Raw genomic sequence first — 23,735 nt, 5'->3', positions numbered from 1 at the left:
AAGTGTTCGCTTTATTTCAAGGTGGCTGCAAATTCGCCCAATATTTTCTTTGCTCTCAACGCTCTCGTCACGTTGACTATTGCATAATAAATTAGTCCGAGTGATATCAGGAGTGCAAACCAATTTCCTCTCCAGTCGGCCAAAAATGCCCCAGCAGAAACCACGCTTAAAAATAATAAAAGAATACAAACAAATACTGCTGTATAACCTTCACTGTTAAAAACTTCCCCGGTGCTATGGTCAACCCAACCAAAAATTGATTGCCAATCTTCATCTCGTTCAAGTAGAGCTGAAATTACCATTCCAGATTCAATTTTTGGCCAATCTCTGACACTGATTCCATAGTGTTTAACACCACTACTTTCAAAGCTAAAGAGTGTATGTCTGCCACTACGACCTTGTATTTTTACGATATCAAAAACTCGATCAAGTTTAACTTTAACTAAGTCCATTATTTTGTAATTCTAAAGAAATTAAGTAGGCGAATGATTTCATCACGCTGAACATTTTCATTGCTGATGTTTTGTAAAACTCAAATGGTTCGATATTCTGTAATTTGATTTGTGTCGCATGCGGCGCAATACGCTACGCTATTGATGCCCTATCGCAGCATCACATAAAGATAAATTACTTCAATACCCAAAGCATCGTACCAAATCTCTCAGCCGCCTTAAACCCAAGTTCCTCATACATCCGCAAAGCATGGTGACTGCGATCAGCCACCATCACCAATCGCTCGACTTCAGCAAATCCTAGTTGCGCAACATGATGCACCAAAGTCCTGGCAATCCCCTGATTGCGATATACAGCATCCGTCAACACAGATTGAAAACGTCCGATGTTTTCATCAAAGAACAGTCCGAGACTGGCGACTTGTTTGCCATCTTTATATGCGCCCCACCAGTTGCCTCGATCAGCGTCAATTAACGTTTGATAGGTGCGCCGCTGCCCTGCTAAATAGTTGCGAAACTCTGCCTCAGGATAGACATTGTCGTTTTCTCTAATCTGCATAGACTCAAGATCCTGCCAGTCTTGATCCGACGAGAATGATCGTATTTCTATCTCATGATTAAGCCGCAGCGGAGCACGCAAGTTATCTTTGGTTGCTACCAGTACGATGTTTTCGCAATATTCGTAACCATCCTGAACGAACGCAGAGGGATCAAATACTTCAGCATCATCCAGCGGCCACATGAAAGAGCGGTGTCGAATAGTTGGTGGTTTGCCGATGAGTGACGCGAAATCCGTTTCGAGTGTAGCGCGATTTTTATATGTTGGAGAACGGGCCAGCAATAAAGTATTGCCAGAATAAGAGTCAGGATTGTTTTTGGTTTCAATCACGGTATAACTGCCGTCTCGTCTGACGTTTCCACTGATGCGATGGAACATCAGTTCGGAAGCAATTCCTAATGCATGCATTTTATGGTTTTTTCTGACCGGGTTTTAACGACGTCAGAATTCCGTTCACCCATTTCATCAACGCGTCGTCGTCAGCGATATTGCCTGGATAGGCAATATCCGGCATAAACGGTTCTCTTGTCGCCTGCAAAGACGTATATACCGCAGACGGGATATAGATAGCGCCGTTGCCACTTGGCAGATTGAATTCGTTGATTTCACCATAAGGGGAGTAACCGATAGTCGGTTCACCTAGCACAACGGTGTCTGAAATCGATTCAATTTGTTGCAGAAAGTTCATGCAGGAACTGAAGCATCCGCGGTCAATTACGGCAGCAATCCGTGGTCCATGCGGCCGAGCGCTGGCTTGCAACGCGAGTGTTGTTGCATCCGCCGGTGTCATATCTTCCACTATGGCCATTTTATCGCCAGCGCGCTGCGCTGCTTCGAGTTTTTGCACCGCATGGTCAAACTCATCTTTCGATGCGGCGTATTCAGGCAGGCTGGCAAAGCGCTTGAATAAATTGATGGTGGCCTGATTGACGATCATCGCTTTGCTATAGGTGGCGGTGTTACCCAGTTTTTCTCCGTACTCAGTCCCATACACAGCTTGCAGTGCGCGGGTGCCCCAACTGGAATCACCGCCGCCATTGCCACGCAGGTCGAAGATAATCCATCCCGATTTTTTCAGCGTCGCCAGCTGTTTGTATAGATTTTCATAGGCGGCAGCAGAGACGCTACCGTTGAAATCCGGCATGCCGACCCAGTGCCTGTCGTTGGCCAGCGTGTAGAGGCCGACTGGCTTGGCTTTTGCAGTGTACTGCTGGCGTATTTCCTTTATTCTTTCTTTACTTACATTGTCCGGTACTGACCGTAGCGGCAAGTCGAAACGCTTAGTGCTGTGATCCTGCAGCGTGAATACACACTGTTTTGGTGTCCAGCCCAGGCCGGTGTCAAACATCGTTTGACGGGCAAGCTCGCTGAAAGTAGTCGGGTATTCTGTGCTGTGATTGACGAATGGCGCGACATTCGTTTTCAAATATGTGCCGATCCAGACGCCGTCGCAACTTTGCACCGTGGCGTTTTTGGGTGGCAACGGTGTAGGCCAGTCAGGCTCAGACCAGATCACCCGATATTGACCGGCTATGCGATCGATTACCAAACCAGTCCAAGCATGTGTTGTCAGATGCAAGTAAAGGCCGGTATGCGGATCACCGAAGCTAGCGATAAAGCGCGTCATTAAACGGCGATAATCTTGCTGTGTTTGTATTTTTTCAGCTTCCACCGTATCCGCGAGTACGCCAGATTCTAGCGGGACAGTGACATTCAACTGGCCGCTTACTGCGCCGGCATGACTAGTGCGAATTGAGTCTGCTGCGAATTTGATGTCTTGCTTTGCTGCCGCATTCCAATCGATGGTGGCTGGATCAGCGTGAGCGGGATAGCTGGCAAGAGCTGTGGAGAAAATGAGAAGTGGCAGTATCAGTAATCGGCGTGGGATTGCGAATCGTATTGTTGATACCATTATTTCCTCATTGTTTAGAAAGCGCTGAACGATGTGAGAAGTAAAATTTCAGACAAGATACTACACCGACTTTTTGCCATTTGAAGTGATTGTAGTGTTAGATACAAAAATGGCGATGTTCTTGCGAACACCGCCATTTTATTTTAATCACCTATGCACATCAGGCAGGCTTGGTTCCCTTGCGATGCGGCTTGGCAGGGGCACCTTTACCTGCTCTGTCTTTGCCCGCAAACGGTGGTTTTTTAGCGCCATCTTTTTCAGAAACTCTTCTATCACCACCAGTTTTTCCTGGACTAAGTTTGCCAGCGAATTTTTTGACTGGCTGATCACTATACGACATTGCTTCGTCAGCCGGAGCAATCTTCAATTGTTGTCCCGCCACCCAGACTTTTTTCAGATGCTCCATCAAGTCTTTCGGCATCCCTGCTGGTAAATCCAAGGTGCTGTAGTCATCAAAGATTTCGATGCGGCCGATGTGTTTGGCTTCCAAGCCAGCTTCGTTGGCAATTGCGCCGACGATGTTGCCGGGTTTGACGCCGTGACTGTGACCGACTTCAATGCGGAAATGCGCCATGTCGAAATCGTTGTTGTGCCCGCGATCTTTTCTTGGTGCTGCCGGACGTTCGCTGCGTTCGCTACGTTCGGCACGTTCTGGGCGTTCAAGCTGATCAGGGCGTACTGAGCGCTCAGGACGTTCAAAGCGCTCTGATGGTGCCGGGCGTTCGAAACGCTCGGATGGTGCTGACCTTTCAAAACGTTCGCCACGTTCAAAGCGACCGCCACGCACTGGCTTTTCGTCTGACCAGGATTTGCCTGATGAAGATTTACGTGCTTCAGATGGCTCGAACTTTTCGAATGTGCTCGGTTTTTTATCCAACAACAATGGCTCATTACCACGCGCCATTTTGGCCAGTGCGGCAGCGATTTCTACTGCAGGAATATTTTGTTCGCGTTCAAAATCTTCAATGATGGAAGCGTATTCTTCCAATTCACCTAACGCTAGAGTAGCGCTGATCTGCTCTTTAAATCTGGCGATGCGGACGTCGTTAACCGCTTGTACGGTCGGCAAAGTCAATGGCGATACGGGCTGACGCGTTGCACGCTCAATGGCTTTCAGCAGATTTTTTTCACGTGGTGTGATGAACAAAATCGCTTCGCCGCTACGGCCAGCACGGCCAGTACGGCCGATACGGTGGGTATAGCTTTCCGGATCGTGTGGAACGTCGTAATTGATGACGTGACTGATGCGTTCAACATCCAGACCACGCGCAGCGACGTCAGTGGCAACCAGAATATCGATCTTGCCGTCTTTCAGCTGCTGGATAGTGCGTTCGCGTTGCTGTTGATTGATATCACCGTTAATCGCGGCTGCGGAAAATCCGCGTGCCTGTAATTTACTGGCCAATTCTTCCGTGCCCATTTTGGTGCGCGAAAAAATGATCATGCCGTCAAAAGTTTCAGCTTCCAAAATGCGTGTTAACGCATCGAGCTTATGCATACCGCTGACTAACCAATAGCGCTGGCGAATGTTATCGGCAGTACCGGTTTTGGCGGCGACAGTGATTTCTGCCGGATCGCGCAAATACGTTTTGGCGATGCGCTTGATCACTGCTGGCATGGTGGCGGAGAACAATGTGGTCTGGCGGCTTTCCGGCGTTTCTTGCAAAATCCGCTCAACATCGTCAATGAAACCCATACGCAGCATTTCGTCGGCTTCGTCCAGCACCAATGTTTTTAGTTTGGATAAATCCAGCGAACCTTTATCCAAATGGTCAATCACGCGACCAGGTGTACCAACCACCACGTGTACGCCACGACGCAACGCACTTAGTTGCGGACCGTAACTTTGACCGCCGTAAATCGGCAATACGTGAAAACCGGGAATATGTGTAGCGTAACGTTGGAAGGCTTCCGCGACTTGAATGGCCAGTTCGCGGGTTGGCGCTAATACCAACGCTTGTGGCGTGGTTTGCTTGAGATCGATACGTGACAGGATAGGCAGCGCGAAAGCGGCGGTCTTACCGGTACCGGTTTGCGCTTGTCCCAATACATCACGATTGTTCAGTAAGGCAGGGATAGTGGCCGCTTGGATCGGCGATGGTGATTCGTAACCGACTTCCTTAAGCGCACGTATCAGTGGCTCGCTCAGGTTTAAATCGGTAAATAGGGGAACTGGTTTTTCAGACATGGGATTACTCGCTGGTTGTGCTTGTTGATTCGAATCGCACCAGTGGTCAGTTGAGAGGTGCTGACAATGCAAAACAATTAGATGCGTAGTTTACTCTGTTGTGACGAGATTGGAGTCGAATTGATGGATAAAGCGCTGTAAAGCCCATTTTAGAGGCCGTTCAGACATAGTTGGAGTGTGAATTAAATCATCGTTACTCCCGCGAAGGCAGAAAGCCATGTTGAAATCATAACTTCGATGCACGCGGATGGCGCAAATGGCATTGACGACAGTGTCAGCTTTCATCCAGACTAAACCTTTTTAGCGGCATTTATCCTTTTACCATTACTCAGGTTTTATTTTATGACCAACACAAATCTTCAGCGCCAACAGCTCCGCAAGCAATCTCAGGTCGTTTTCCCGGGCTTCCATAGTCCCAGCCCGGCTGAAGAATTTCGCGCGATAGCAGCATGGTGCGAGGCAAATAATGTAGAGCACGATGTGTATGGTGAGGGCGAGCTGCTGAGCGGCTTTGAGCAGAAAATAGCCACACTATTAGGCAAACCTGCCGCCGTCTTCATGCCCAGTGGCGTGATGGCGCAATTGATCGCAGTTCAGATGTGGGCGGAACAAAGCGCGCTGCCACGTTTTGGCCTGCATCCTACCTCACACCTGATCGGTCATGAAGAACAAGCGTATCAGGCGCTGCTGAAGTTACATGGAGTGCCAGTGGGGAATCGGCTGACTCCTATGCTGGCTGCCGATCTGGACGCGATCAAACAAGATCTGGCTTGCCTGTTGGTAGAGCTGCCGATCCGCTGTGCTGGCGGCCAATTACCCAGCTGGGAGCAACTGCAAGCTCTGAAAGATAAAGCGCGGGAGCGCGACATTGCTTTGCATATGGATGGCGCCCGACTATGGGAAAGCCGTGCCTTTTATGGCAAAACATATGCAGAAATCGCTGACGGTTTTGATTCGGTCTACGTCTCGATGTACAAGGGCATAGGCGGAATCGCCGGCGCGGTCTTGCTCGGGGATGAAAAATTCATTGCCAATGCACGCATCTGGCAACGCCGCATGGGCGGCACGCTGGTACATCAAAGTCCTATGGTGGCATCAGCCGCAATGCATTTCGATGCGCGCCTGGCCCAGATGGATGCCTGTCTGCAAAGAGCGCAGGCACTGGCCGAAGGTTTGCAAGCGCTACCGGGCATCAGGGTCAATCCTGCTATACCGCAAACCAATATGATGCATATTTATTTTGATGCGCATCATGACAAAGTCATGGCCGCGCGGGACAAGATTGCCGAAGAAGAAAAGCATTGGGTGGTTGGGACTGTGCAAGCGGCGGAAGTGCCGGGTTGGAGCACTACCGAACTGTACGTGGGAGACAATTTGCTCGCGTTAAGCAATGCGCAGGTGTTGCCGTATTTTAAACGCTTGATTGACGACAGTCGTTCGATAAACCTATAAAGTACCCCGCAATAATTTTTCGGCGCAGGCTTTAACGGCATCGCGCAATTGTGCCGGCTGGCGTATCTCAAATTCAAACGGCAAGCTCGCCAGCTGTCGTGCAGACCAGTCAAGATCATCGGATTGACTGCGTATCATCACACCTTCTACAGTTTGTTCAAGGATGCCTAGTGTTGAATACAAATATTGACGAGCGGTGTTCAGATCCGTTTTCAATAACACCTCAATGCTGTAAGCGCGCGGCAAAGTAGCAATCGAAAAGGTCAGATGTGCCAGCGCATCAAAATCAGTCGGGCGCTGAAAGTGCGCATCAAGCAATTCAACTTGTGCGATCCGATCTAAGCGGAAAGAGCGCAAGCCTTTGCGCAAATGGCACATGCCCGCCACATACCAGGAACCACCGCGATAAGCCAGGCCGTAAGCATCAAAGTCACGTTGGCTTTCTTCCTTCTGTGCGGTACGGTAATGCAGATGCACGCGTCGCTGCGATTGCGCTGCGGTGCTTAAGACGATGAGTGCAGCGTTATTTTTGGGAATACCGCCCGGGTGCGATAAATCCAGTTTGACGGTTTCGTCGATTGCGCGGACGCGGCTTTGCAAGTTTTTCGGCATGATGCGTTCTAACTTGGCTTGCGCGCTGGCGACGGCCGGCGCCGCCTCGGCCAGCCCCAGACTGCGTGCCGCTAACAGACCGACGGATAAGGCCAGCGCTTCGTCGTCGGTAAACATCATAGGTGGCAATTTATACCCGGCGACTAAAGCATAACCGCCGTGGCGGCCACGCTCAGTGGTAATCGGTATGCCCATTTCTTCCAAAGTGACGATGTAACGGCGCAAAGTGCGGCCGTCAATCTCCAGACGCGCAGCTATCTCCGCACCGCTAATACGGCTATGCGTTTGCAGCAGTTCCAGGACCGCCAGGACTCGTGTGGTTGGATGGTACATAAAGACGAAAAATAGCAGATAAATAGGACAAATAATGCCCTAAATAAACTTTAACCTTACAACTGTTCCAAAAAAACTGTTTGTTGGCACTGTTGTAAGGAGATGGGAAATGCATAAGTTTTTACCATTTTGGGTGTTTCTAATTACCTCATTGGGCGTCGTCATCTTGCCGGGGTTGGATATGGCTGCCGGTTTGCTCTCATTTTGGTTGGCAGAAGTCGTCCCGGATTTGCTGCGGTTACTGGCATCGTCGGTAGTGGTGTTTGCACTATCAGTATGGGCATAAGGCGTAGCTGCGATATTGAAATGGCAATTCGTTTTCTTCGATTTTTAAAAATTACTATTTATTAAATAAGAAAAAATAGCCGGCTTGAAAATCATCGTCTTTCCCGCAAACGCGGGAATCCATGTTGTGCAATTTGGATCCCCGCGTTCGCGAGGATGACGCAGGCATTTTTTAAATTAATTATTTGGAATAACTTTGCACCCTTCAGGAGATAAAAATGCAAACATCTTTACATCTTTGGTTGTTCTTTCTGATTGTTTTCGGCGTCGTCATCTTGCCGGGCATGGACATGGCTTTTGTGCTTGCCAGCTCTTTGGTGGGTGGGCGTCGATCAGGCTTTGCGGCGGTAGCCGGCATCGTCGCTGGCGGTGTTTGTCATATCACTATGGGTGCCTTGGGGATTGCCGCAGTATTGAAATTATGGCCGGCTTTATTCAACCTGATGTTACTGGCTGGCGGCGCGTATATAGCATGGATAGGATGGTCATTTTTGCGCAGTAATTCCGTGTTTCATATGACGCGCCAACAGCATGCGCCACCAGTCGCCATCACTTTCCGGCAAGCGATGCTGACCAGTCTGCTCAATCCTAAAGCCTACGTCTTTATGCTGGCGATCTTTCCACAGTTTTTGCGGATAGGCGCAGAGCCGATCTGGGCACAAGCGATCGCGCTTGGCGCGATTACGACATCGACGCAGTTTGGCGTGTACGGCGTCATCACGATCCTATCTAGTCGTGCCAGTCATTGGTTTGTGACCAATCCAGGCGGAACGATCAAAGTTGCGCGGGTGGTTGGTGTGGTGTTGATCGCAACGGCGCTGTTTACTGGGGTGCAGGGCTGGCAAGGGATTTGATGGATGAGGTTGCTGCGTGGCGGGATGAAAGGGATATTTTTAACATCCCTTTGGCCAAAGCGCACTGAAGTCGAGATTTACTCTGGCTGTTTTTTGAACGGGAAAGCTTGCTGCTTCAAAAAGCCATCAGGCATGTAATCACCGACGACGCCGTATTCCTCCGGGAATGCGCGAGTTGATTTCACTGCGGTACCGAGGAAGTAATCAATAAATGCGAAATGTGCTGCGTAGTTCTTATCAATTGCCTCAGCTTCAGACGAATGGTGCCAGTGATGGAAATCAGGCGTCACAAAAATATATTTCAACGGACCCCACGGCAAATGTACATTGGAATGATTAAACACAGCTTGAAAGCCGACGACGATGATATACATGTCAACGACAGACTTATCAAAGCCGAGAACAAACAATGGACCTAAAACTAATACACGTGTCGTGATCAGTTCCAGCATGTGTTGGCGAGAGCCAGCTAGCCAATCCATGGTTTTGACGCTGTGATGGACGGCATGAAAGCGCCAGAAAAATGGTATTTCGTGATATGCCCTATGCGCGCCATATTGCATCAAATCAGCAACCAGGATACATAAAAATAGCTGTGGTAAAACCGGGATACTTGCGATCATTACTTGAAAATCGGCATGTACCATCCAGCCGAAAATTCTATGAATAAAAAAGTTAACTACTAACAACGCCAGACCAATAATGAAATGATTGACAGCAAAATGTACCATATCGGTTTGCCATTCCTTGCGGAATACGGCTTGCTTTTTATAGAGTGGGAAGAGTTTTTCGATCACGATAAAAATAATAGTCGAACCGAGTAGATCGACGATAAACCAATCAAGACCGATGTACGGTGTATGGTCAGGGAAATTCCCCACCGGCACACGTGAACCACCAAAAAATACGGCAACTAACACCATCAAAAATGCCACTGCATTGAAGCTGCGTTTTTGACCTAATATCAGATTACCAACCGATAAAGCACCAGCCACCAGTAACGCAGCAAACAAAACTTTGCGCATGACTTCTACCGAATACATATGACGCAATTCAGGTGTTGTCAGATATTGAGGGAAATGAAAAGCCATAACGCCGAGCAAACTCAAGAAACTCAAAGTTAGCGCCACGATGCTGGTTACCATTCCTTTGCCAGGGCGAATTTCGCCGCTCTCTTTAAGCAAATTGCCAGTGTCTCCTACAGCTCTTGCCAGTTTCGACGATTTGGTAACAGCTCGTACCGCCTCTTTCAATTTCGGTGTTTGAAGTTGATCCATGGAATTTAATTATTAATTTGGAAATTCTTATTCTACTTTAGGTGGATCATCCAGACGTAAAAATTAGTGCAGTAGTGTTGAAATTTTAAGCAACCGCAATAACGGTGAAATTTCTCATGACATTTTGTATGCCAGTTCAGTCGATTCGAACGCGGGTGATAGCGACAAAAATCGTTACTATCAAGAGTCAGAACTCAAACAAGATTTGTTGCGAAAGGTGGAGTTTTCTGAGGTGGGACTACCTAAAAAAAGTACAAAAAAAGGAGCGTTCAAAACGCTCCTTTTTATTGATGTATCAACTGAAACTATCGCTCAATCCCCACCCAAGTGAATATACTTAAACAGGAACACAGCAGCAATAATCCACACGATCAGCTTCACTTGTTTGTATTGACCTGTCAGTAATTTCAAGGCGGCATAGGCGATGAAACCGAAAGCAATACCGTTGGCGATTGAGTAAGTGAAAGGCATCATCAACACGGTGATCACAGCAGGTACGCTTTCCGTGGTGTCTTCCCAATTCAGATGTGTGACTTCACGCAGCATCAGACAAGCGACATAAAACAATGCTGGTGCGGTAGCGTAACTTGGTACGGCGCCAGCCAGTGGTGCGACGAACAAGCTGGCCAGGAACAATACGCCCACCGTCAATGCGGTCAAGCCAGTACGGCCACCTGCTTGTACACCTGCGGCGCTTTCAACATAAGCAGTGGTGCTTGAAGTCCCTAACATCGTACCGGCAACAATCGCGGTACTGTCGGCTAGCAGCGCTTTGTTCAGACGCGGCATTTTGCCGTCTTTGAGTAATCCGGCGCGGCTGGCAACTCCCATCAAAGTACCTGTGGCATCAAACAATTCAACCAGGAAGAACACCAGAACGATATTCAATATTCCCATATTGAATGCGCCCTTGATATCCAGTTTGAACAAGGTTGGTGTTATCGAAGGCGGTGTGGAGAACACGCCCATGAATTTGTTATCACCGATGAAGAAACTCAGTATCGTTATGGCGAGAATACCGATCAAGATCGCGCCTTTGACTTTCAGTTTGTCGAGTACCACGATGGTAATGAAACCGATAATCGCCAAAATTGCTGGCATTTTATGCAGGTCGCCCAAGGTCACATAAGTGGCAGGATTGGCGGCAACGATGCCAGCGCTTTTCAAGGCAATCAAACCAAGAAACAAGCCGATACCGGCGGTAATGGAAATTCGGATCGAGGGAGGAATGCCGTTGACTATCACTTCTCGAACGCCGACCAGGCTGATAATGATGAACAAACAGCCGGAAATAAATACCGCGCCCAGCGCGACTTCCCAAGGCACGCCCATGCCTTTGACAACAGCATAGGCAAAGTAAGCGTTGAGTCCCATGCCCGGTGCCAGTGCGATCGGGTAATTGGCATACATTGCCATAATCAAGGTGCCAATCGCGGCGGCCACACAAGTGGCAACGAACACCGCATCTTTGGGCATGCCCGCATCGCCAAGAATGGAAGGATTGACGAAGATGATATAGGCCATCGTCAAGAAGGTGGTTAATCCGGCAATTAATTCGGTGCGAATATCGCTACCGCTTTCTTTTATTTTAAAGAAATTGTCGAGGAACTGCATAGTCGTCTCCTTGAGGGTCACGTGAAAGAGGTGGTGGCGGTAGTAAGTTAGCTAAACTAGCAATAAAGTTATAACTAAGCCAAAATTAAGTTACAACCAAGCTACAACTGCCTCACCTACTTTTTCCAGAAATTTTTGACTAACGCGGTGCATAAGGTCGGTCAAAATATGATGCCTTATGACAATGTTAATGTCGGCTAGATTGTAATATCAAACATTCCATATTTGAAATAATTATTATTTCAATCGGATGATATTTATTGCGGTGTATCCCCTGAGGCTGTATAGGTAAATAGCTGCTAAAAGCACGTATTCCGCGATGCAATTTTTTGTTTTTATACATGCATTAATTGACTAAATTATTTGTCTAATTAATACACGAATTAATACATCAAAAACAAGATCGGAAAGCCGGGCGTCATTTTGGCAAGTCTCTATAGGGCGAAAATTGCATATGCTATTTCATTCTGTAAATACTCAACATCATTTGTCTGCTACGCACAGGGCTGACGTGGCTGCTAACCTGCAACCATAAATAAACCACATTGGAGACTCTCGTGTCTACGCTCGCCCCGCAAATTCATTCTGAACATACTGCAAACACCAGCACCAGCCCTATTCGCTTCTTTTACCGTGGTGAAGTGCACAGTGTTGATCAGGCGGCGCCAACCCGTACCATCTTGCAGCATCTGCGTGAAGATTTGCATTGCACCGGTACTAAAGAAGGTTGTGCTGAAGGCGATTGCGGAGCATGTACCGTGGTCGTCGGTGAAATGGGACCGGACGGCGTGGTGATGAAATCGGTCAATTCCTGTATCCAGTTTTTGCCTACGTTGGATGGCAAAGCGTTGTTTACGGTCGAAGATCTGAAACAAACAAATGCGCAAAAAGAAGAAATTTTGCATCCTGTGCAACAAGCCATGGTGGAATGCCACGGCTCGCAATGCGGCTTCTGCACGCCGGGTTTCGTGATGTCGTTGTGGGATCTGTATTTGAAGAACGATGGCAGCCAGGCACCATCTTGTGCTTCATCGGGCGCATGCTCAAGCAAATCCGGCACACAACCGGCACATCAACCGTTAGCGCGTAAAACCATCGACATCGCCCTCTCCGGCAATCTATGCCGTTGCACCGGCTATCGTCCGATCATTGATGCTGCACACCGCATGGGTGAATTGCCAGCGGTGAGTTTTGATCGCGCCACTTTGCAGCAAGCGTTGCAAGGATTACAGCGCGAAGAGATGTTTGTCTATAAACATGGCACCCAAACTTTCTATGCGCCACGTACTTTGGCACAATTGGTAGAAGTGCGCGCTGCAAATCCAACCGCGCGAATGCTGGCCGGCTCCACTGACGTCGGTCTGTGGGTTACCAAACAAATGCGTGATTTAGGCGATATCATTTTCCTGGGTCAAGTGAGTGAACTGGCAACCGTTGCCACTACCGGCAGCGGCAAAATTGAAATCGGTGCCGGCGTGACATTGAACGATGCTTATGCCGCTCTCGCTGCACACTATCCGGAATTGAACGAAATGTGGCAGCGTTTTGCTTCGCTACCGATTCGTAACGCGGGTACCTTGGGCGGCAATGTGGCTAACGGTTCGCCGATTGGTGACTCGCCACCTTGGCTGATCGCACTGGGCGCGGAAGTGGTTTTACGCGGTCCAGAAGGCCAACGCATCATGCCATTGGAAGCGCTATATCTGGACTACATGAAAAAAGACATGCGCCCGGAAGAATTCGTTGAGGCCGTACGTGTGCCGTTACCAAGTAAAGCGATTCAGTTCCGTACCTACAAACTGGCAAAACGTTTTGATCAGGATATCTCTGCGGTCTGCGCAGCGTTTTCTATCGCGCTTGAGGACGATAAAGTGGCAGCAATTCGCATCGCTTTCGGCGGTATGGCCGCAACCCCGAAGCGCGCCGCGAAAGCAGAAGCTGCATTGCTCGGTCAAGTCTGGAGCGAAGCTAATCTGAAAGCGGCGATGGTATTGATGGCTGAAGATTACATCCCATTATCCGACATGCGTGCTTCGAACACCTACCGCATGAAAACAGCGCAAAATCTATTACGTCGCTTCTGGTTGGAAACGCGGGTTGATGCGCCGTTGCAAACCGAGCAAGTAAACGCTTATGCGTTCGCTTAACGGACGATCTGAGAATGTTCTAAGAATGCAGTCCTGAATAAAAGCTGCGAAATACTGCGAAAAAACCGAGTAAAAGACTGAGTAAAAGACCGAGACGAATATGAATACGCAAAATGATGCTTTCTTGAAAGCCTTGAACCCTACTGATACTTCCGCATGGAAGGAAGTCGGCAAGTCACATCCGCATGAATCGGCAATTTTGCACGTGGTTGGTGAAGCCACTTACACCGATGACATCGCTGAATCACAAGGCACTTTGCATGCGGCACTCGGCTTATCACAAAAAGCACACGCCAGGATACGTTCGATTAATCTGGACGCGGTACGTTCTGCTGTCGGCGTGGTCGATGTGCTTCTGGCTAGCGACATTCCCGGGGTTAATGATTGTGGCGCGATCATTCATGACGATCCGATTCTGGCCGATGGTTTGGTGCAGTACATTGGACAACCGATTTTTGCGGTCGTCGCCGATAGCCACGATAATGCCCGCCGTGCAGTGCGTAAAGTGGTGATTGATTATGAGGAATTGCCAGCAATTCTGACACCGCAAGCAGCACATGCGGCGAAATCTTATGTGTTGCCTCCGATGCATCTGGCACGCGGCGATGTAAAGCAAGCATTCGAAAAGGCGGCGCATGTCGTCAAAGGCGAATTGCTGGTCGGCGGTCAGGAACAGTTCTATCTGGAAGGTCAGATTTCCTACGCTATTCCAAAAGAAGGTAACGGCATGTTGGTGCTATGTTCTACCCAACATCCATCGGAAATGCAGCATCACGTCGCCCACGCGTTGGGTTTGCATGCACACAACATCGTGGTCGAATGCCGTCGCATGGGCGGTGGTTTCGGCGGTAAAGAATCGCAATCAGGATTATGGGCTTGCGTCGCGGCAGTGTGCGCACAGAAGCTGAAGCGCCCGGTTAAATTGCGCGCCGACCGTGACGACGACATGATCGTCACCGGCAAACGTCACTGCTTCCATTACGATTACGAAGTCGGTTACGACGACAATGGTCTGATTCTCGCCGCCAAGGTAGATATGGTGAGTCGTGCCGGATTCTCTGCCGACTTGTCGGCACCAGTGGCGACACGCGCTGTCTGTCATTTCGATAACACTTACTACTTATCTGATGTTGATATTCGTGCAGCATGCGGTAAAACCAATACGCAATCGAATACTGCTTTCCGCGGTTTCGGTGGCCCGCAAGGCGCGATTGCGATTGAATATATCGTTGATGAAATCGCTCGTAATTTAGGTCGCGATGCACTCGATATTCGTAAAGTCAATTTCTATGGTCGCAACGATGAAGAAGGCCGCAACGTTACGCAGTACGGTCAAAAAGTAGTCGATAACGTTATCCACGAATTGGTTGCTGAGTTAGAAGATACCAGTGAATATCGTCAACGCCGTATGGACATTGCTGCGTTTAATGCGACTAGTCCGGTCTTGAAAAAAGGCCTGGCACTGACACCGCTTAAATTCGGTATCGCTTTCAACGTGACGCATTTGAATCAAGCCGGTGCTTTGGTCCATGTCTACACCGATGGTTCCGTATTGGTCAATCACGGCGGCACAGAAATGGGTCAAGGCGTCAATACCAAGGTAGCGCAGGTGGTTGCGCACGAATTGGGTGTGCCACTGGAAAACGTGCGCGTCAGCGCAACCGACACCAGCAAGATCGCCAACACATCGGCAACTGCCGCGTCGACTGGTGCCGATTTGAATGGCAAGGCAGCGCAAGATGCCGCGAACAAAATCCGTCAACGTCTGGCCGAATTTTTCGCCAAATTGCACAACGGTGAAGTCACCGCAGTTACTTTCGCAGCGGGTTTTATCCAGCTCGGCGAGCACAGCATGAGCTTTGCTGATCTGGCGCAAAAAGCCTATTTGGCACGTGTGCAATTGTGGTCGGACGGATTCTATGCAACGCCCGGTTTGTCATGGGACTCCAAGACCATGAACGGCAGCCCGTTCTCGTATTACGCCTACGGCGCATCGGTTTCCGAAGTGATCGTTGATACGCTCACTGGCGAATGGAGATTGCTGCGCGCAGATTCTTTATACGATGCCGGTAACTCGTTGAATCCGGCGATTGATATCGGTCAGGTTGAAGGTGCGTTCATACAAGGCATGGGTTGGCTGACGACTGAAGAATTATGGTGGAACAAAGACGGCAAATTGATGACGCATGCACCTTCGACTTACAAGATTCCCGGCGTCTCCGATTGCCCGAAAGATTTCCGCACTAATTTATTCAAAAACCGTAACGTCGCCGACAGTATTCACCGTTCCAAAGCGGTCGGTGAACCACCATTATTGTTGCCGTTCTCGGTTTTCTTCGCGATTCGTGATGCGATTGCCAGCGTTGCTGACTATCGCTTTAACCCGCCGTTGCAAGCACCAGCAACGAGCGAGGCGATTTTGAAAGCACTGACAGCAGTGGAAGAAATGGCGGCACAATCGATTTGAAAAATGTCGTCGTCATCCTCGCGAAAGCGGGGATCCAAGGCGCGTAAGGCGAATTCCCGTGTTTGCGGGAATGACGAAAATATTTTCGAAGTGTTTTTTTTGCCTTACTTATTTGGCTTTATTAGTGTGATTCTGCGACGTATGGTGATGGAGAAATCATCATGGCAAGCAAAGATGAAATCTTATCCAGAATAAAAGAAAGTTTGCTGCATTCTAAAGGCGATAAAGCTAATAGCATGTCCTTGGCTACTGTTCTTACCCGCGATTTCGATCTGAGTCAGGATGAAGTGAAAAATATTTTTCGTTTAGTTGGAAGCCGATGCCATATAACGTTACGGCCGTCTCTGGCACCGTTTTTTGAAACGATGGAACAGCTCGTCAACTATATATTTGAAGAGCAATCAAAAGATAATTCGCAGTCCGCAACATGGGAAAAGAAATGAGCAACTGGCTGGAATCATTAACCGCGATCATGGCACAACCATCGGCTGGCGATGCCATTCTGATTAGCGTTGCGCAGGTAGAAGGTTCTGGCCCGCGGGAACCAGGTGCCAAAATGGTGGTCACATCCTTGGCACAATTTGACACCATAGGTGGCGGCCATCTGGAACATCGCGCCATCGAAATTGCCCGTGAAATGTTGCTGGAAGATACGGCGTCGATTGGTGCGCAACGTCGTTTGCAACGTTTCCCGCTTGGCCCGGCGTTAGGGCAATGTTGCGGTGGTGTGGTGCATCTGGCGTTTGATCGAATTGATGCACAAGCGCTTGATTATCTCAATTATTTGCAGGGACGCCTGCGTAGCGGACAGGATAGCTGGCGTTTGCTGAGCCTGGATACTGCAGCAGTGCCGACTTTATGCGACCACAATGGCGTACGTTTGCATGGCCCCGGAAAATTGCCATCGCTACCGCTTTTATCGTCTGTGAATGGTGCGATGGTGCTGCAAGATACGCTTGGTCAGCGTTGGTTGCTTGATAGTTGTTTAGCGCCGCGACCACAATTATTTTTATTCGGTGCCGGTCATGTTGGTGCTGCCATTGTCAAAGCCTTGGCCGACTTACCTTGCCGGGTCGTATGGGTGGATGAACGAGAAGAATTGTTCCCGGTTTTACAGCCAGCTAATGTGCTGATCGAAATCACCGATGTGCCTGAAGCCGTGGTGAAAACGGCTCCTGCCGGTTCCAGCTTTTTAGTCATGACGCATAACCACGCGTTGGATCAACGTTTATCTGAATTGGTCTTGAAACGCGATGATGTGGCGTGGTTTGGTTTGATCGGATCCAAATCCAAGCGCATGCAATTTGAGCATCGTTTGCACGAGCGCGGTATTTCTGAAGAGCGGTTGGCAGATATGATCTGTCCGATCGGCGTGCCGGGCATCATTGGCAAACAGCCAGCGGTGATTGCGGCATCGGTAACGGCGCAGTTGCTGCAAGTGTGGGAGCAGATTGCGAGCGCGGCACTATTGGCACAGGATGCCGCAAAAAAACAGCAAAGAAATACACAACAACTATCAGAAAATTTATTTGAGACTTGAGAGTGAGTTCAAAATATTTTTGAATAAGCTCCAAAAAATTAAAGAAAGAATTTCATGTCAGTCAATATCAATCACCATGTTCCAGAAGTTCAAGCTTACCGCGCCAGCGTATTGCACTTTACGGCTGACCCGGCTTTTCATGAAAATGCCTACTCCTGGCATGAAGATGGTTTGTTAATTGTTAAAGACGGTCATATTGTCGCGGCCGGCGACTATCAACATTTGAAAGATAAATTGCCGCATGATGTGATGCCACTGGATTATCGCGGCAAGATCATCATGCCGGGTTTCATTGATACCCACGTGCATTATCCGCAGACTGACATGATCGCATCGCCATCACCGGGTTTGTTGCCATGGCTGGAAAAATATACTTTTCCGACGGAACGCAAATTTGAAGACAGAGCACATGCGGCACAAGTTGCGGATTTCTTTTTAGACCAATTGCTTAGCTGTGGTACGACCAGTGCGATGGTGTATTGCACGGTGCATCAAGAATCGGTGCATGCCTTCTTCCACGAAAGTACAAAACGCAATTTGCGGATGGCAGCTGGGAAGGTGCTGATGGATAGAAATTGCCCGGAATTTTTGCGCGATACCGCCGAAGGTGGTGTGCGCGAAAGCGAAGAGCTGATCGAGCGCTGGCATAACAAAGGTCGCCAGATGTATGCGATTACACCGCGTTTTGCGCCAACATCGACTGACGCACAATTGCAATTGGCTGGTGAGTTGGCGCAGAAATACCCGGACGTTTATTTGCAGACTCACGTTGCTGAAAACACCGATGAAGTAGCATGGGTTAAATCGCTGTTTCCAGAAGCGCGCAGCTATCTGGATGTATATGACAAATACGGCATGCTGCGCCCGCGTTCTATGTATGGTCACTGTATTTATCTGGATGACAGCGATCGCAAACGCATGGCAGAAACCAAATCGGCTGTTTCGGTTTGTCCAACCTCAAATATGTTCTTAGGCAGTGGCCTGTTCAATTTTTCACGTGCTGACGAACTGCATGTTCCTTTGTCTTTGGCGACTGACGTCGGCGGAGGTACTAGTTTCTCCATGCTGCAAACCATGAATGCCGCTTACAAAATGGCGCGTTTGGGCAGTACTTATTTGCCGGCATTGCGCATGTTTTATATGGCAACGCTGGGTGGTGCACGCAGCATGCAACTGGAAGGCACGATCGGTAATTTCGTCAAAGGCGCAGAAGCCGATTTCATCATTCTCGATCCACAAGCTACGCCGCTACTGGAGCGTCGCACCGGGCACTCGGAAAGCCTGGAAGAATTACTGTTTGCATTGGCGATGTTGGGAGATGATCGCAGCATCAACGCGACGTATGCGGCTGGTGTGAAGGTGTATCAGCGTTAATTTTTTCCTTTGCTCTCGCATGCATCTTTCAAAAATCCCTGCAAAGCTTGCGGGGATTTTTTTTGCTTAATTTCATAGTAAGAAAATAATTCTCAACTTTTGTTAATATCGTGTTCCATCAAATCACCGTAATACGATAAAAAATGACAGAGACCATCCAGCGTTGCACTTGGGCTAATCCAGCCAACCCACTTTATATTGAATATCACGATCATGAATGGGGTGTTCCCTGTCACGATGAGGTGCGTTTGTTTGAGATGCTCAATCTGGAAGGCGCGCAAGCGGGGCTGAGTTGGGAAACCATCCTTAACAAACGCGTCAACTATCGAGCGGCGTTTGATAACTGGGATGCGCGCAAAATTGCGCAGTACGACGAGCACAAATTTGCTGAGTTGATGGCAAATGCGGGGATAGTACGTAACCGTTTGAAAATCGCCGCGACCATCAATAATGCCAAAGCGTATTTGCGCTTGTGCGATGAAGTGGGTAGCCTGGATGCTTATCTATGGGCGTACGTGGGTGGCAAGCCGCTGCTAGGTAAGTGGTCAGACAAACATGCGATGCCAGCGAAAACGGCGCTATCGGATCAAATTTCCAAAGACTTGCTCAAACGTGGATTCAAGTTTGTTGGTTCAACGATTATCTATGCGTATATGCAAGGCATAGGAATGGTCAATGATCATCCGGCGACGTGCTTTTTACATGCGTCGAAAGTGGGAAAGCGGAAATAGAAAAACAGGACACGGCGGCACGCCGTGTCCCAAGACTCTTTATATCGCCAATTGCGAAACGAACTTGGTATTCAAGTACGCTTCAATCGCTTCGGAGCCACCCTCCGATCCGTAACCACTATCCTTGATGCCGCCGAACGGCACTTCCGGCAAACCTAAGCCATGGTGGTTAATGCTTACCATGCCGCTAGCGACGCGACTGGATACAGCGAGTGCGGTTTTTTGCGAGCTGGTGTAGGCGTAAGCTGCCAAACCATATGGCAAGCGATTGGCTTCAGCTATCATTTCATCGACCGTGTCGTAGGCATTGATCAGTGCTAACGGACCGAAAGGTTCTTCGGTCATGGCGCGTGCCTGTAAAGGCACATTGGTCAGCACGGTCGGCTCGAAAAAATTACCTTGATTGCCGATACGTTTGCCACCGATGCGCAATTGTGCGCCGAGTTTGACGGCATCTGCAGTCAAGATTTCCATCGCCGCCAAACGACGGTCATTGGCTAATGGTCCCATCGTGGTGCCAGCCTCCAAACCATTGCCGACTTTGAGCGCACTTGCAGCGGTGACGAATTTATCGACAAAGCGTTCAAACACATCTTTTTGCACAATAAAGCGCGTCGGCGAAACGCAGACCTGGCCGGCATTACGGAACTTGGCAGCAACCAGAATCTTGACGGCGGTATCGATATCGGCATCGTTAAAAATCAAGGCCGGACCGTGACCGCCCAATTCCATTGTCGCCCTTTTCATATGTTGACCGGCCAATGCGGCCAGGTGCTTGCCGACGGGTGTCGAGCCAGTGAAGGAAATTTTTTGTATCACTGGATGCGGAATCAAATATTCCGAAATCTCGGCCGGTACGCCGTACACCAGATTGATGACGCCCGCAGGTACGCCAGCATCGGCATAAGCACGAATCAATTCTGCCGGTGACGCAGGCGTTTCTTCCGGGGCTTTGACAATGATGGAGCACCCCGCAGCTAATGCCGCCGAGAGTTTGCGTACAACTTGATTGATCGGGAAATTCCATGGCGTAAACGCCGCCACCGGGCCGACTGGCTCTTTGATGACCATCTGCTGTACACCTGCCGAACGCGCGGGAATAATGCGACCATAAGCGCGCTTGCTTTCCTCCGCAAACCAGTCAATGATGTCGGCCGATGCCAGCGTTTCTGCTTTGGCTTCGGCAAGAGGCTTGCCTTGTTCACGCGTCATCAGTTCGGCGATTTCAGGGGCGCGCTGTCGTAATAATTCAGCGGCTTTACGCATGATTTTGGAACGTTCAAATGCACTGGTGTTACGCCAGATTTCAAAACCGCGTTGCGCAGCGGCTAACGCGGCATCCAAGTCTGCTTGATTGGCATGCGGAATTCGACCGATTTCTGCATCGGTGGCTGGATCAAATACCGGCAAAGTACGGCCCGATACGCTAGGGCGCCATTCGCCGTCGATAAATAGCAATACGTCTTTGTACATGATGGTGCTTTCTTGAAACAGGGAAAATTGCGAAAGACTGCAGATTGTGAAAACTGCGGTGGCGACAATTCTATACTTCATCGCCATTCGTTGCTGGAGCTGCCGGTGCCGCTAAGGCGGCAAGCGTGGCGCTTGCCGACAATGTCACGCAATAAAGCAAGGCAATGATTTATTTGTTTGAGACTTTCCGATTGCTCAATATGGCGTAATCATCATTTTCCAAAATGAAGCTCCCGACTTTGTGCATATTCAGTCGTTCATGGGCTTTCAGCGAACCGATGTTGTCATTGCGAATGAACAGCACGGCTTCGCGGTTAGCACAATGTTTCAGTAGCTCTGCATACAATTGTGGCAGCAAGCCGCGGCCGCGCTCAGACTCGGCGATGCACACCGGACCGTAGACATAGGCATCAGGTTCGCCCGGCCACACCGCGAGCATCGCTAGCACTGAAGGCGCGGTGTGATTTTCTTTGGGGGAAGTAAATAGCACGCCAACCACTTTGGCATCTCTGCGCGCAACGATCACCGGCGAGCCGCTGGCAGCCATGATGGCGACTTTTTCGCGTGGGAACTCGCCGGTCAGCGCGCCCTTTTGTGAGGGCGAATTGGCCTGCAGCAGATCAGTGATTCCGTCGAGATCGGTGATTTTTGCCAGGGAGATTTGATACATGGGTTGCTATCCGATTTCTATCCAATGGATTAATTTGCAAACGCCGCAATGCCAGTTTGCGCCCTGCCTAAAATTAAGGCATGCACATCATGCGTACCTTCGTAAGTGTTGACCACTTCCAGATTTACCATGTGACGAATCACGCCGTATTCGTCAGAGATGCCGTTACCACCCAACATATCGCGTGCCAGTCGGGCGACTTCCAAAGCTTTGCCGCAGGAGTTGCGTTTCATCATGGATGTAATCTCGACGGCGGCGCTGCCCTCTTCTTTCATTCGGCCTAAACGCAAACAGCCTTGCAAGCCCAAGGTAATTTCAGTTTGCATGTTGACTAGTTTTAGCTGTATCAATTGATTCGCCGCCAACGGTCGATTGAATTGCGTACGATCCATGACATATTGTCGTGCCCGGTGCCAGCAATCTTCTGCAGCTCCCAATGCGCCCCATGCGATACCGAAACGCGCCGAATCGAGGCAGGTAAATGGCCCTTTCAGCCCACTGACATTCGGTAGCAGGTTTTCTTCCGGGACGAACACCTCATCCATCACGATTTCGCCTGTGATGGAAGTACGCAAACCGACTTTGCCGTGGATGGTCGGGGTCGATAACCCTTTCCAGCCTTTTTCTAAAATGAAACCACGAATGATGCCATCTTCCGTTTTTGCCCACACCACAAACACATCGGCAATCGGCGCATTGGTGATCCACATTTTGCTGCCGGAGAGTTGATAGCCACCATCGATTTTTTTCGCCTGCGTTATCATGCTACCGGGATCGGAGCCGTGGTTGGGTTCGGTCAAGCCGAAGCAACCGATCAATTCGCCGCTGGCTAAGCGCGGCAGATATTGTTGTTTCTGTGCTTCCGAACCAAAGGCATAAATTGGTAGCATCACCAGCGATGATTGGACACTCATCATTGAACGATAGCCAGAATCGACCCGTTCGACTTCACGCGCAATTAAGCCATAAGAGACGTAATTCAAACCGCCGCCGCCATATTGCGCCGGGATCGTCGCACCCAGTAAACCTAGCGCGCCCATCTCGCGGAAAATCGCCGGATCGGTTTGTTCATGACGAAATGATTGCAACACGCGCGGTGCGAGTTTGTCTTGCGCATATTCCCGCACAGCGTCGCGCACCATGCGTTCTTCGGTGGTGAGTTGTTGATCCAGCAATAACGGATCTGACCAGTTGAATTGTGCTTTGGAACTTGCCATGATGTTTAAATAGGTGAGCTGATATATTTTCATGATACCAATAGAAGTCGGATCAGACCAAAGGGATGTTGAGATGAAGCCCTTACATCAACCAATTTTTCTGGCAATAATGATGGTGCTTGCTGCACCGTTGTCATTTGCGGATGCCAGTTTGCAAAACTGGTACAACGACCCCTTCATTCAGGTACGCAGCAACATTCCAACTTGTCCCATGCCGTTGGGGCCGATGTCCACAAAAGAGGAAGCGCAGCAGGAGTCGCATTGGCGTCTTGAACGGGGAACCAGTTGCTGGTTACAAGGCTTATGTAGCAAGCCCAATTCTTATGCGTACGATGCTGGCATCGCTAAATCAGTCGCCGCACATTTTGCGAACGATCCGAGATTTTCTCGTAGCAGTTTGTGGATTACGGTACAGCGTCGTTTTGTCTGGGTGGAGGGATGCGCCGATGATACGACGGTGACGGCTGATGTGCTAGACGCGTTTGTACGTGCTGAGCCGGATGTCGAGCGCGTGATAGTCAATGTAAAGCAGATTGGTGATGAGCATGTGCCGTATGCAGTGATGCCGAAACCGTAAT

General features: G+C 49.3%; 20 protein-coding genes. 10 read left to right on the top strand and 10 right to left on the bottom strand.

Features of this window, described 5'->3' with window-relative positions:
* Positions 1-11: 11 nt before the first annotated feature.
* From GEV47_RS07935 to GEV47_RS07920, 4 genes are all read right to left on the bottom strand, one after another.
* Positions 12-452, bottom strand: a complete 441-nt coding sequence (locus GEV47_RS07935; RefSeq protein ID WP_153234193.1) for a hypothetical protein — start codon at positions 450-452, stop codon at positions 12-14.
* 175 nt (positions 453-627) lie between these two features.
* Positions 628-1,419 carry a GNAT family N-acetyltransferase gene (locus GEV47_RS07930; RefSeq protein WP_153234192.1) on the bottom strand — a complete coding sequence of 264 codons (792 nt, stop codon included), beginning with the start codon at positions 1,417-1,419 and terminating at the stop codon, positions 628-630.
* A gap of 1 nt (position 1,420) precedes the next feature.
* Complete coding sequence (locus GEV47_RS07925) at positions 1,421-2,923, bottom strand: S41 family peptidase (protein ID WP_153234191.1); 1,503 nt, start codon at positions 2,921-2,923, stop codon at positions 1,421-1,423.
* Between the two features lie 160 nt (positions 2,924-3,083).
* Complete coding sequence (locus GEV47_RS07920) at positions 3,084-5,111, bottom strand: DEAD/DEAH box helicase (protein ID WP_153234190.1); 2,028 nt, start codon at positions 5,109-5,111, stop codon at positions 3,084-3,086.
* 342 nt (positions 5,112-5,453) lie between these two features.
* Here GEV47_RS07920 and GEV47_RS07915 point away from each other — a divergent pair, with 342 nt between their 5' ends.
* Positions 5,454-6,563 carry a threonine aldolase family protein gene (locus tag GEV47_RS07915; protein WP_153234189.1) on the top strand — a complete coding sequence of 370 codons (1,110 nt, stop codon included), beginning with the start codon at positions 5,454-5,456 and terminating at the stop codon, positions 6,561-6,563.
* Here GEV47_RS07915 and GEV47_RS07910 read toward each other — a convergent pair.
* Positions 6,558-7,508, bottom strand: coding sequence for a helix-turn-helix transcriptional regulator (locus GEV47_RS07910; protein WP_153234188.1), 951 nt, complete (start codon positions 7,506-7,508; stop codon positions 6,558-6,560). The two genes, GEV47_RS07915 and GEV47_RS07910, sit on opposite strands and share 6 nt — an antisense overlap.
* Positions 7,509-7,617: 109 nt before the next feature.
* Between GEV47_RS07910 and GEV47_RS07905 the strand changes: the two genes are divergently transcribed.
* Both GEV47_RS07905 and GEV47_RS07900 read left to right on the top strand, forming a co-directional pair.
* Positions 7,618-7,794 carry a hypothetical protein gene (locus tag GEV47_RS07905; RefSeq protein WP_153234187.1) on the top strand — a complete coding sequence of 59 codons (177 nt, stop codon included), beginning with the start codon at positions 7,618-7,620 and terminating at the stop codon, positions 7,792-7,794.
* A 217-nt stretch (positions 7,795-8,011) separates the two neighbouring features.
* Positions 8,012-8,647, top strand: coding sequence for a LysE family translocator (locus GEV47_RS07900; protein WP_153234186.1), 636 nt, complete (start codon positions 8,012-8,014; stop codon positions 8,645-8,647).
* Between the two features lie 77 nt (positions 8,648-8,724).
* On the opposite strand, the gene GEV47_RS07895 is transcribed toward GEV47_RS07900, so the two are convergent.
* A complete protein-coding gene (locus tag GEV47_RS07895) occupies positions 8,725-9,792 on the bottom strand; it encodes a sterol desaturase family protein (RefSeq protein ID WP_228124630.1) in 1,068 nt (355 codons plus the stop codon).
* A gap of 444 nt (positions 9,793-10,236) precedes the next feature.
* The gene (locus GEV47_RS07890; protein WP_153234184.1) at positions 10,237-11,538 is read right to left on the bottom strand and encodes an NCS2 family permease; all 1,302 of its coding nucleotides are present in this window, start codon (positions 11,536-11,538) and stop codon (positions 10,237-10,239) included.
* A 557-nt stretch (positions 11,539-12,095) separates the two neighbouring features.
* On the opposite strand from GEV47_RS07890, the gene xdhA reads away from it, so the two are divergent.
* The 6 genes from xdhA (at position 12,096) to GEV47_RS07860 (ending at position 19,797) form a co-directional block, all read left to right on the top strand.
* Entirely contained in the window at positions 12,096-13,685 is a 1,590-nt protein-coding gene (gene xdhA, locus GEV47_RS07885; protein ID WP_322741585.1) for a xanthine dehydrogenase small subunit, read from the top strand.
* 100 nt (positions 13,686-13,785) lie between these two features.
* Positions 13,786-16,152, top strand: a complete 2,367-nt coding sequence (gene xdhB, locus GEV47_RS07880) for a xanthine dehydrogenase molybdopterin binding subunit (RefSeq protein WP_153234182.1) — start codon at positions 13,786-13,788, stop codon at positions 16,150-16,152.
* Between the two features lie 161 nt (positions 16,153-16,313).
* Positions 16,314-16,595 carry a hypothetical protein gene (locus GEV47_RS07875; protein ID WP_153234181.1) on the top strand — a complete coding sequence of 94 codons (282 nt, stop codon included), beginning with the start codon at positions 16,314-16,316 and terminating at the stop codon, positions 16,593-16,595.
* Complete coding sequence (xdhC, locus tag GEV47_RS07870) at positions 16,592-17,692, top strand: xanthine dehydrogenase accessory protein XdhC (RefSeq protein ID WP_153234180.1); 1,101 nt, start codon at positions 16,592-16,594, stop codon at positions 17,690-17,692. The genes GEV47_RS07875 and xdhC overlap by 4 nt, the downstream gene beginning before the upstream one ends.
* Before the next feature lie 54 nt (positions 17,693-17,746).
* Positions 17,747-19,066, top strand: a complete 1,320-nt coding sequence (guaD, locus tag GEV47_RS07865) for a guanine deaminase (protein ID WP_153234179.1) — start codon at positions 17,747-17,749, stop codon at positions 19,064-19,066.
* 143 nt (positions 19,067-19,209) lie between these two features.
* Positions 19,210-19,797, top strand: coding sequence for a DNA-3-methyladenine glycosylase I (locus GEV47_RS07860; RefSeq protein ID WP_153234178.1), 588 nt, complete (start codon positions 19,210-19,212; stop codon positions 19,795-19,797).
* A gap of 39 nt (positions 19,798-19,836) precedes the next feature.
* On the opposite strand, the gene GEV47_RS07855 is transcribed toward GEV47_RS07860, so the two are convergent.
* From GEV47_RS07855 to GEV47_RS07845, 3 genes are all read right to left on the bottom strand, one after another.
* Positions 19,837-21,270: an NAD-dependent succinate-semialdehyde dehydrogenase gene (locus GEV47_RS07855; RefSeq protein ID WP_153234177.1), complete on the bottom strand. Its 1,434-nt coding sequence runs from the start codon at positions 21,268-21,270 to the stop codon at positions 19,837-19,839.
* Positions 21,271-21,439: 169 nt separating this feature from the next.
* On the bottom strand, positions 21,440-21,940 hold the full coding sequence (locus GEV47_RS07850; protein WP_153234176.1) for a GNAT family N-acetyltransferase: 501 nt from the start codon (positions 21,938-21,940) through the stop codon (positions 21,440-21,442).
* Between the two features lie 29 nt (positions 21,941-21,969).
* A complete protein-coding gene (locus GEV47_RS07845) occupies positions 21,970-23,157 on the bottom strand; it encodes an acyl-CoA dehydrogenase (protein WP_153234175.1) in 1,188 nt (395 codons plus the stop codon).
* 73 nt (positions 23,158-23,230) lie between these two features.
* Here GEV47_RS07845 and GEV47_RS07840 point away from each other — a divergent pair, with 73 nt between their 5' ends.
* On the top strand, positions 23,231-23,734 hold the full coding sequence (locus tag GEV47_RS07840; RefSeq protein WP_153234174.1) for a BON domain-containing protein: 504 nt from the start codon (positions 23,231-23,233) through the stop codon (positions 23,732-23,734).
* The last annotated feature ends 1 nt before the right edge of the window (position 23,735 follow it).

The sequence above is a fragment of the Glaciimonas soli genome (assembly GCF_009497155.1).
Lineage (GTDB): Bacteria > Pseudomonadota > Gammaproteobacteria > Burkholderiales > Burkholderiaceae_D > Glaciimonas > Glaciimonas soli.
This window is presented reverse-complemented; position numbering and strand designations above follow the sequence as displayed.

Excerpts from the sequence above, each read along its gene's own strand:
- GEV47_RS07935 (WP_153234193.1), bottom strand. The coding sequence starts at position 452 with ATGGACTTAGTTAAAGTTAAACTTGATCGAGTTTTTGATATCGTAAAA.
- GEV47_RS07930 (WP_153234192.1), bottom strand. The coding sequence starts at position 1,419 with ATGCATGCATTAGGAATTGCTTCCGAACTGATGTTCCATCGCATCAGT.
- GEV47_RS07925 (WP_153234191.1), bottom strand. The coding sequence starts at position 2,923 with ATGGTATCAACAATACGATTCGCAATCCCACGCCGATTACTGATACTG.
- GEV47_RS07920 (WP_153234190.1), bottom strand. The coding sequence starts at position 5,111 with ATGTCTGAAAAACCAGTTCCCCTATTTACCGATTTAAACCTGAGCGAG.
- GEV47_RS07915 (WP_153234189.1), top strand. The coding sequence starts at position 5,454 with ATGACCAACACAAATCTTCAGCGCCAACAGCTCCGCAAGCAATCTCAG.
- GEV47_RS07910 (WP_153234188.1), bottom strand. The coding sequence starts at position 7,508 with ATGTACCATCCAACCACACGAGTCCTGGCGGTCCTGGAACTGCTGCAA.
- GEV47_RS07905 (WP_153234187.1), top strand. The coding sequence starts at position 7,618 with ATGCATAAGTTTTTACCATTTTGGGTGTTTCTAATTACCTCATTGGGC.
- GEV47_RS07900 (WP_153234186.1), top strand. The coding sequence starts at position 8,012 with ATGCAAACATCTTTACATCTTTGGTTGTTCTTTCTGATTGTTTTCGGC.
- GEV47_RS07895 (WP_228124630.1), bottom strand. The coding sequence starts at position 9,792 with ATGGTAACCAGCATCGTGGCGCTAACTTTGAGTTTCTTGAGTTTGCTC.
- GEV47_RS07890 (WP_153234184.1), bottom strand. The coding sequence starts at position 11,538 with ATGCAGTTCCTCGACAATTTCTTTAAAATAAAAGAAAGCGGTAGCGAT.
- xdhB (WP_153234182.1), top strand. The coding sequence starts at position 13,786 with ATGAATACGCAAAATGATGCTTTCTTGAAAGCCTTGAACCCTACTGAT.
- GEV47_RS07875 (WP_153234181.1), top strand. The coding sequence starts at position 16,314 with ATGGCAAGCAAAGATGAAATCTTATCCAGAATAAAAGAAAGTTTGCTG.
- xdhC (WP_153234180.1), top strand. The coding sequence starts at position 16,592 with ATGAGCAACTGGCTGGAATCATTAACCGCGATCATGGCACAACCATCG.
- guaD (WP_153234179.1), top strand. The coding sequence starts at position 17,747 with ATGTCAGTCAATATCAATCACCATGTTCCAGAAGTTCAAGCTTACCGC.
- GEV47_RS07860 (WP_153234178.1), top strand. The coding sequence starts at position 19,210 with ATGACAGAGACCATCCAGCGTTGCACTTGGGCTAATCCAGCCAACCCA.
- GEV47_RS07855 (WP_153234177.1), bottom strand. The coding sequence starts at position 21,270 with ATGTACAAAGACGTATTGCTATTTATCGACGGCGAATGGCGCCCTAGC.
- GEV47_RS07850 (WP_153234176.1), bottom strand. The coding sequence starts at position 21,940 with ATGTATCAAATCTCCCTGGCAAAAATCACCGATCTCGACGGAATCACT.
- GEV47_RS07845 (WP_153234175.1), bottom strand. The coding sequence starts at position 23,157 with ATGGCAAGTTCCAAAGCACAATTCAACTGGTCAGATCCGTTATTGCTG.
- GEV47_RS07840 (WP_153234174.1), top strand. The coding sequence starts at position 23,231 with ATGAAGCCCTTACATCAACCAATTTTTCTGGCAATAATGATGGTGCTT.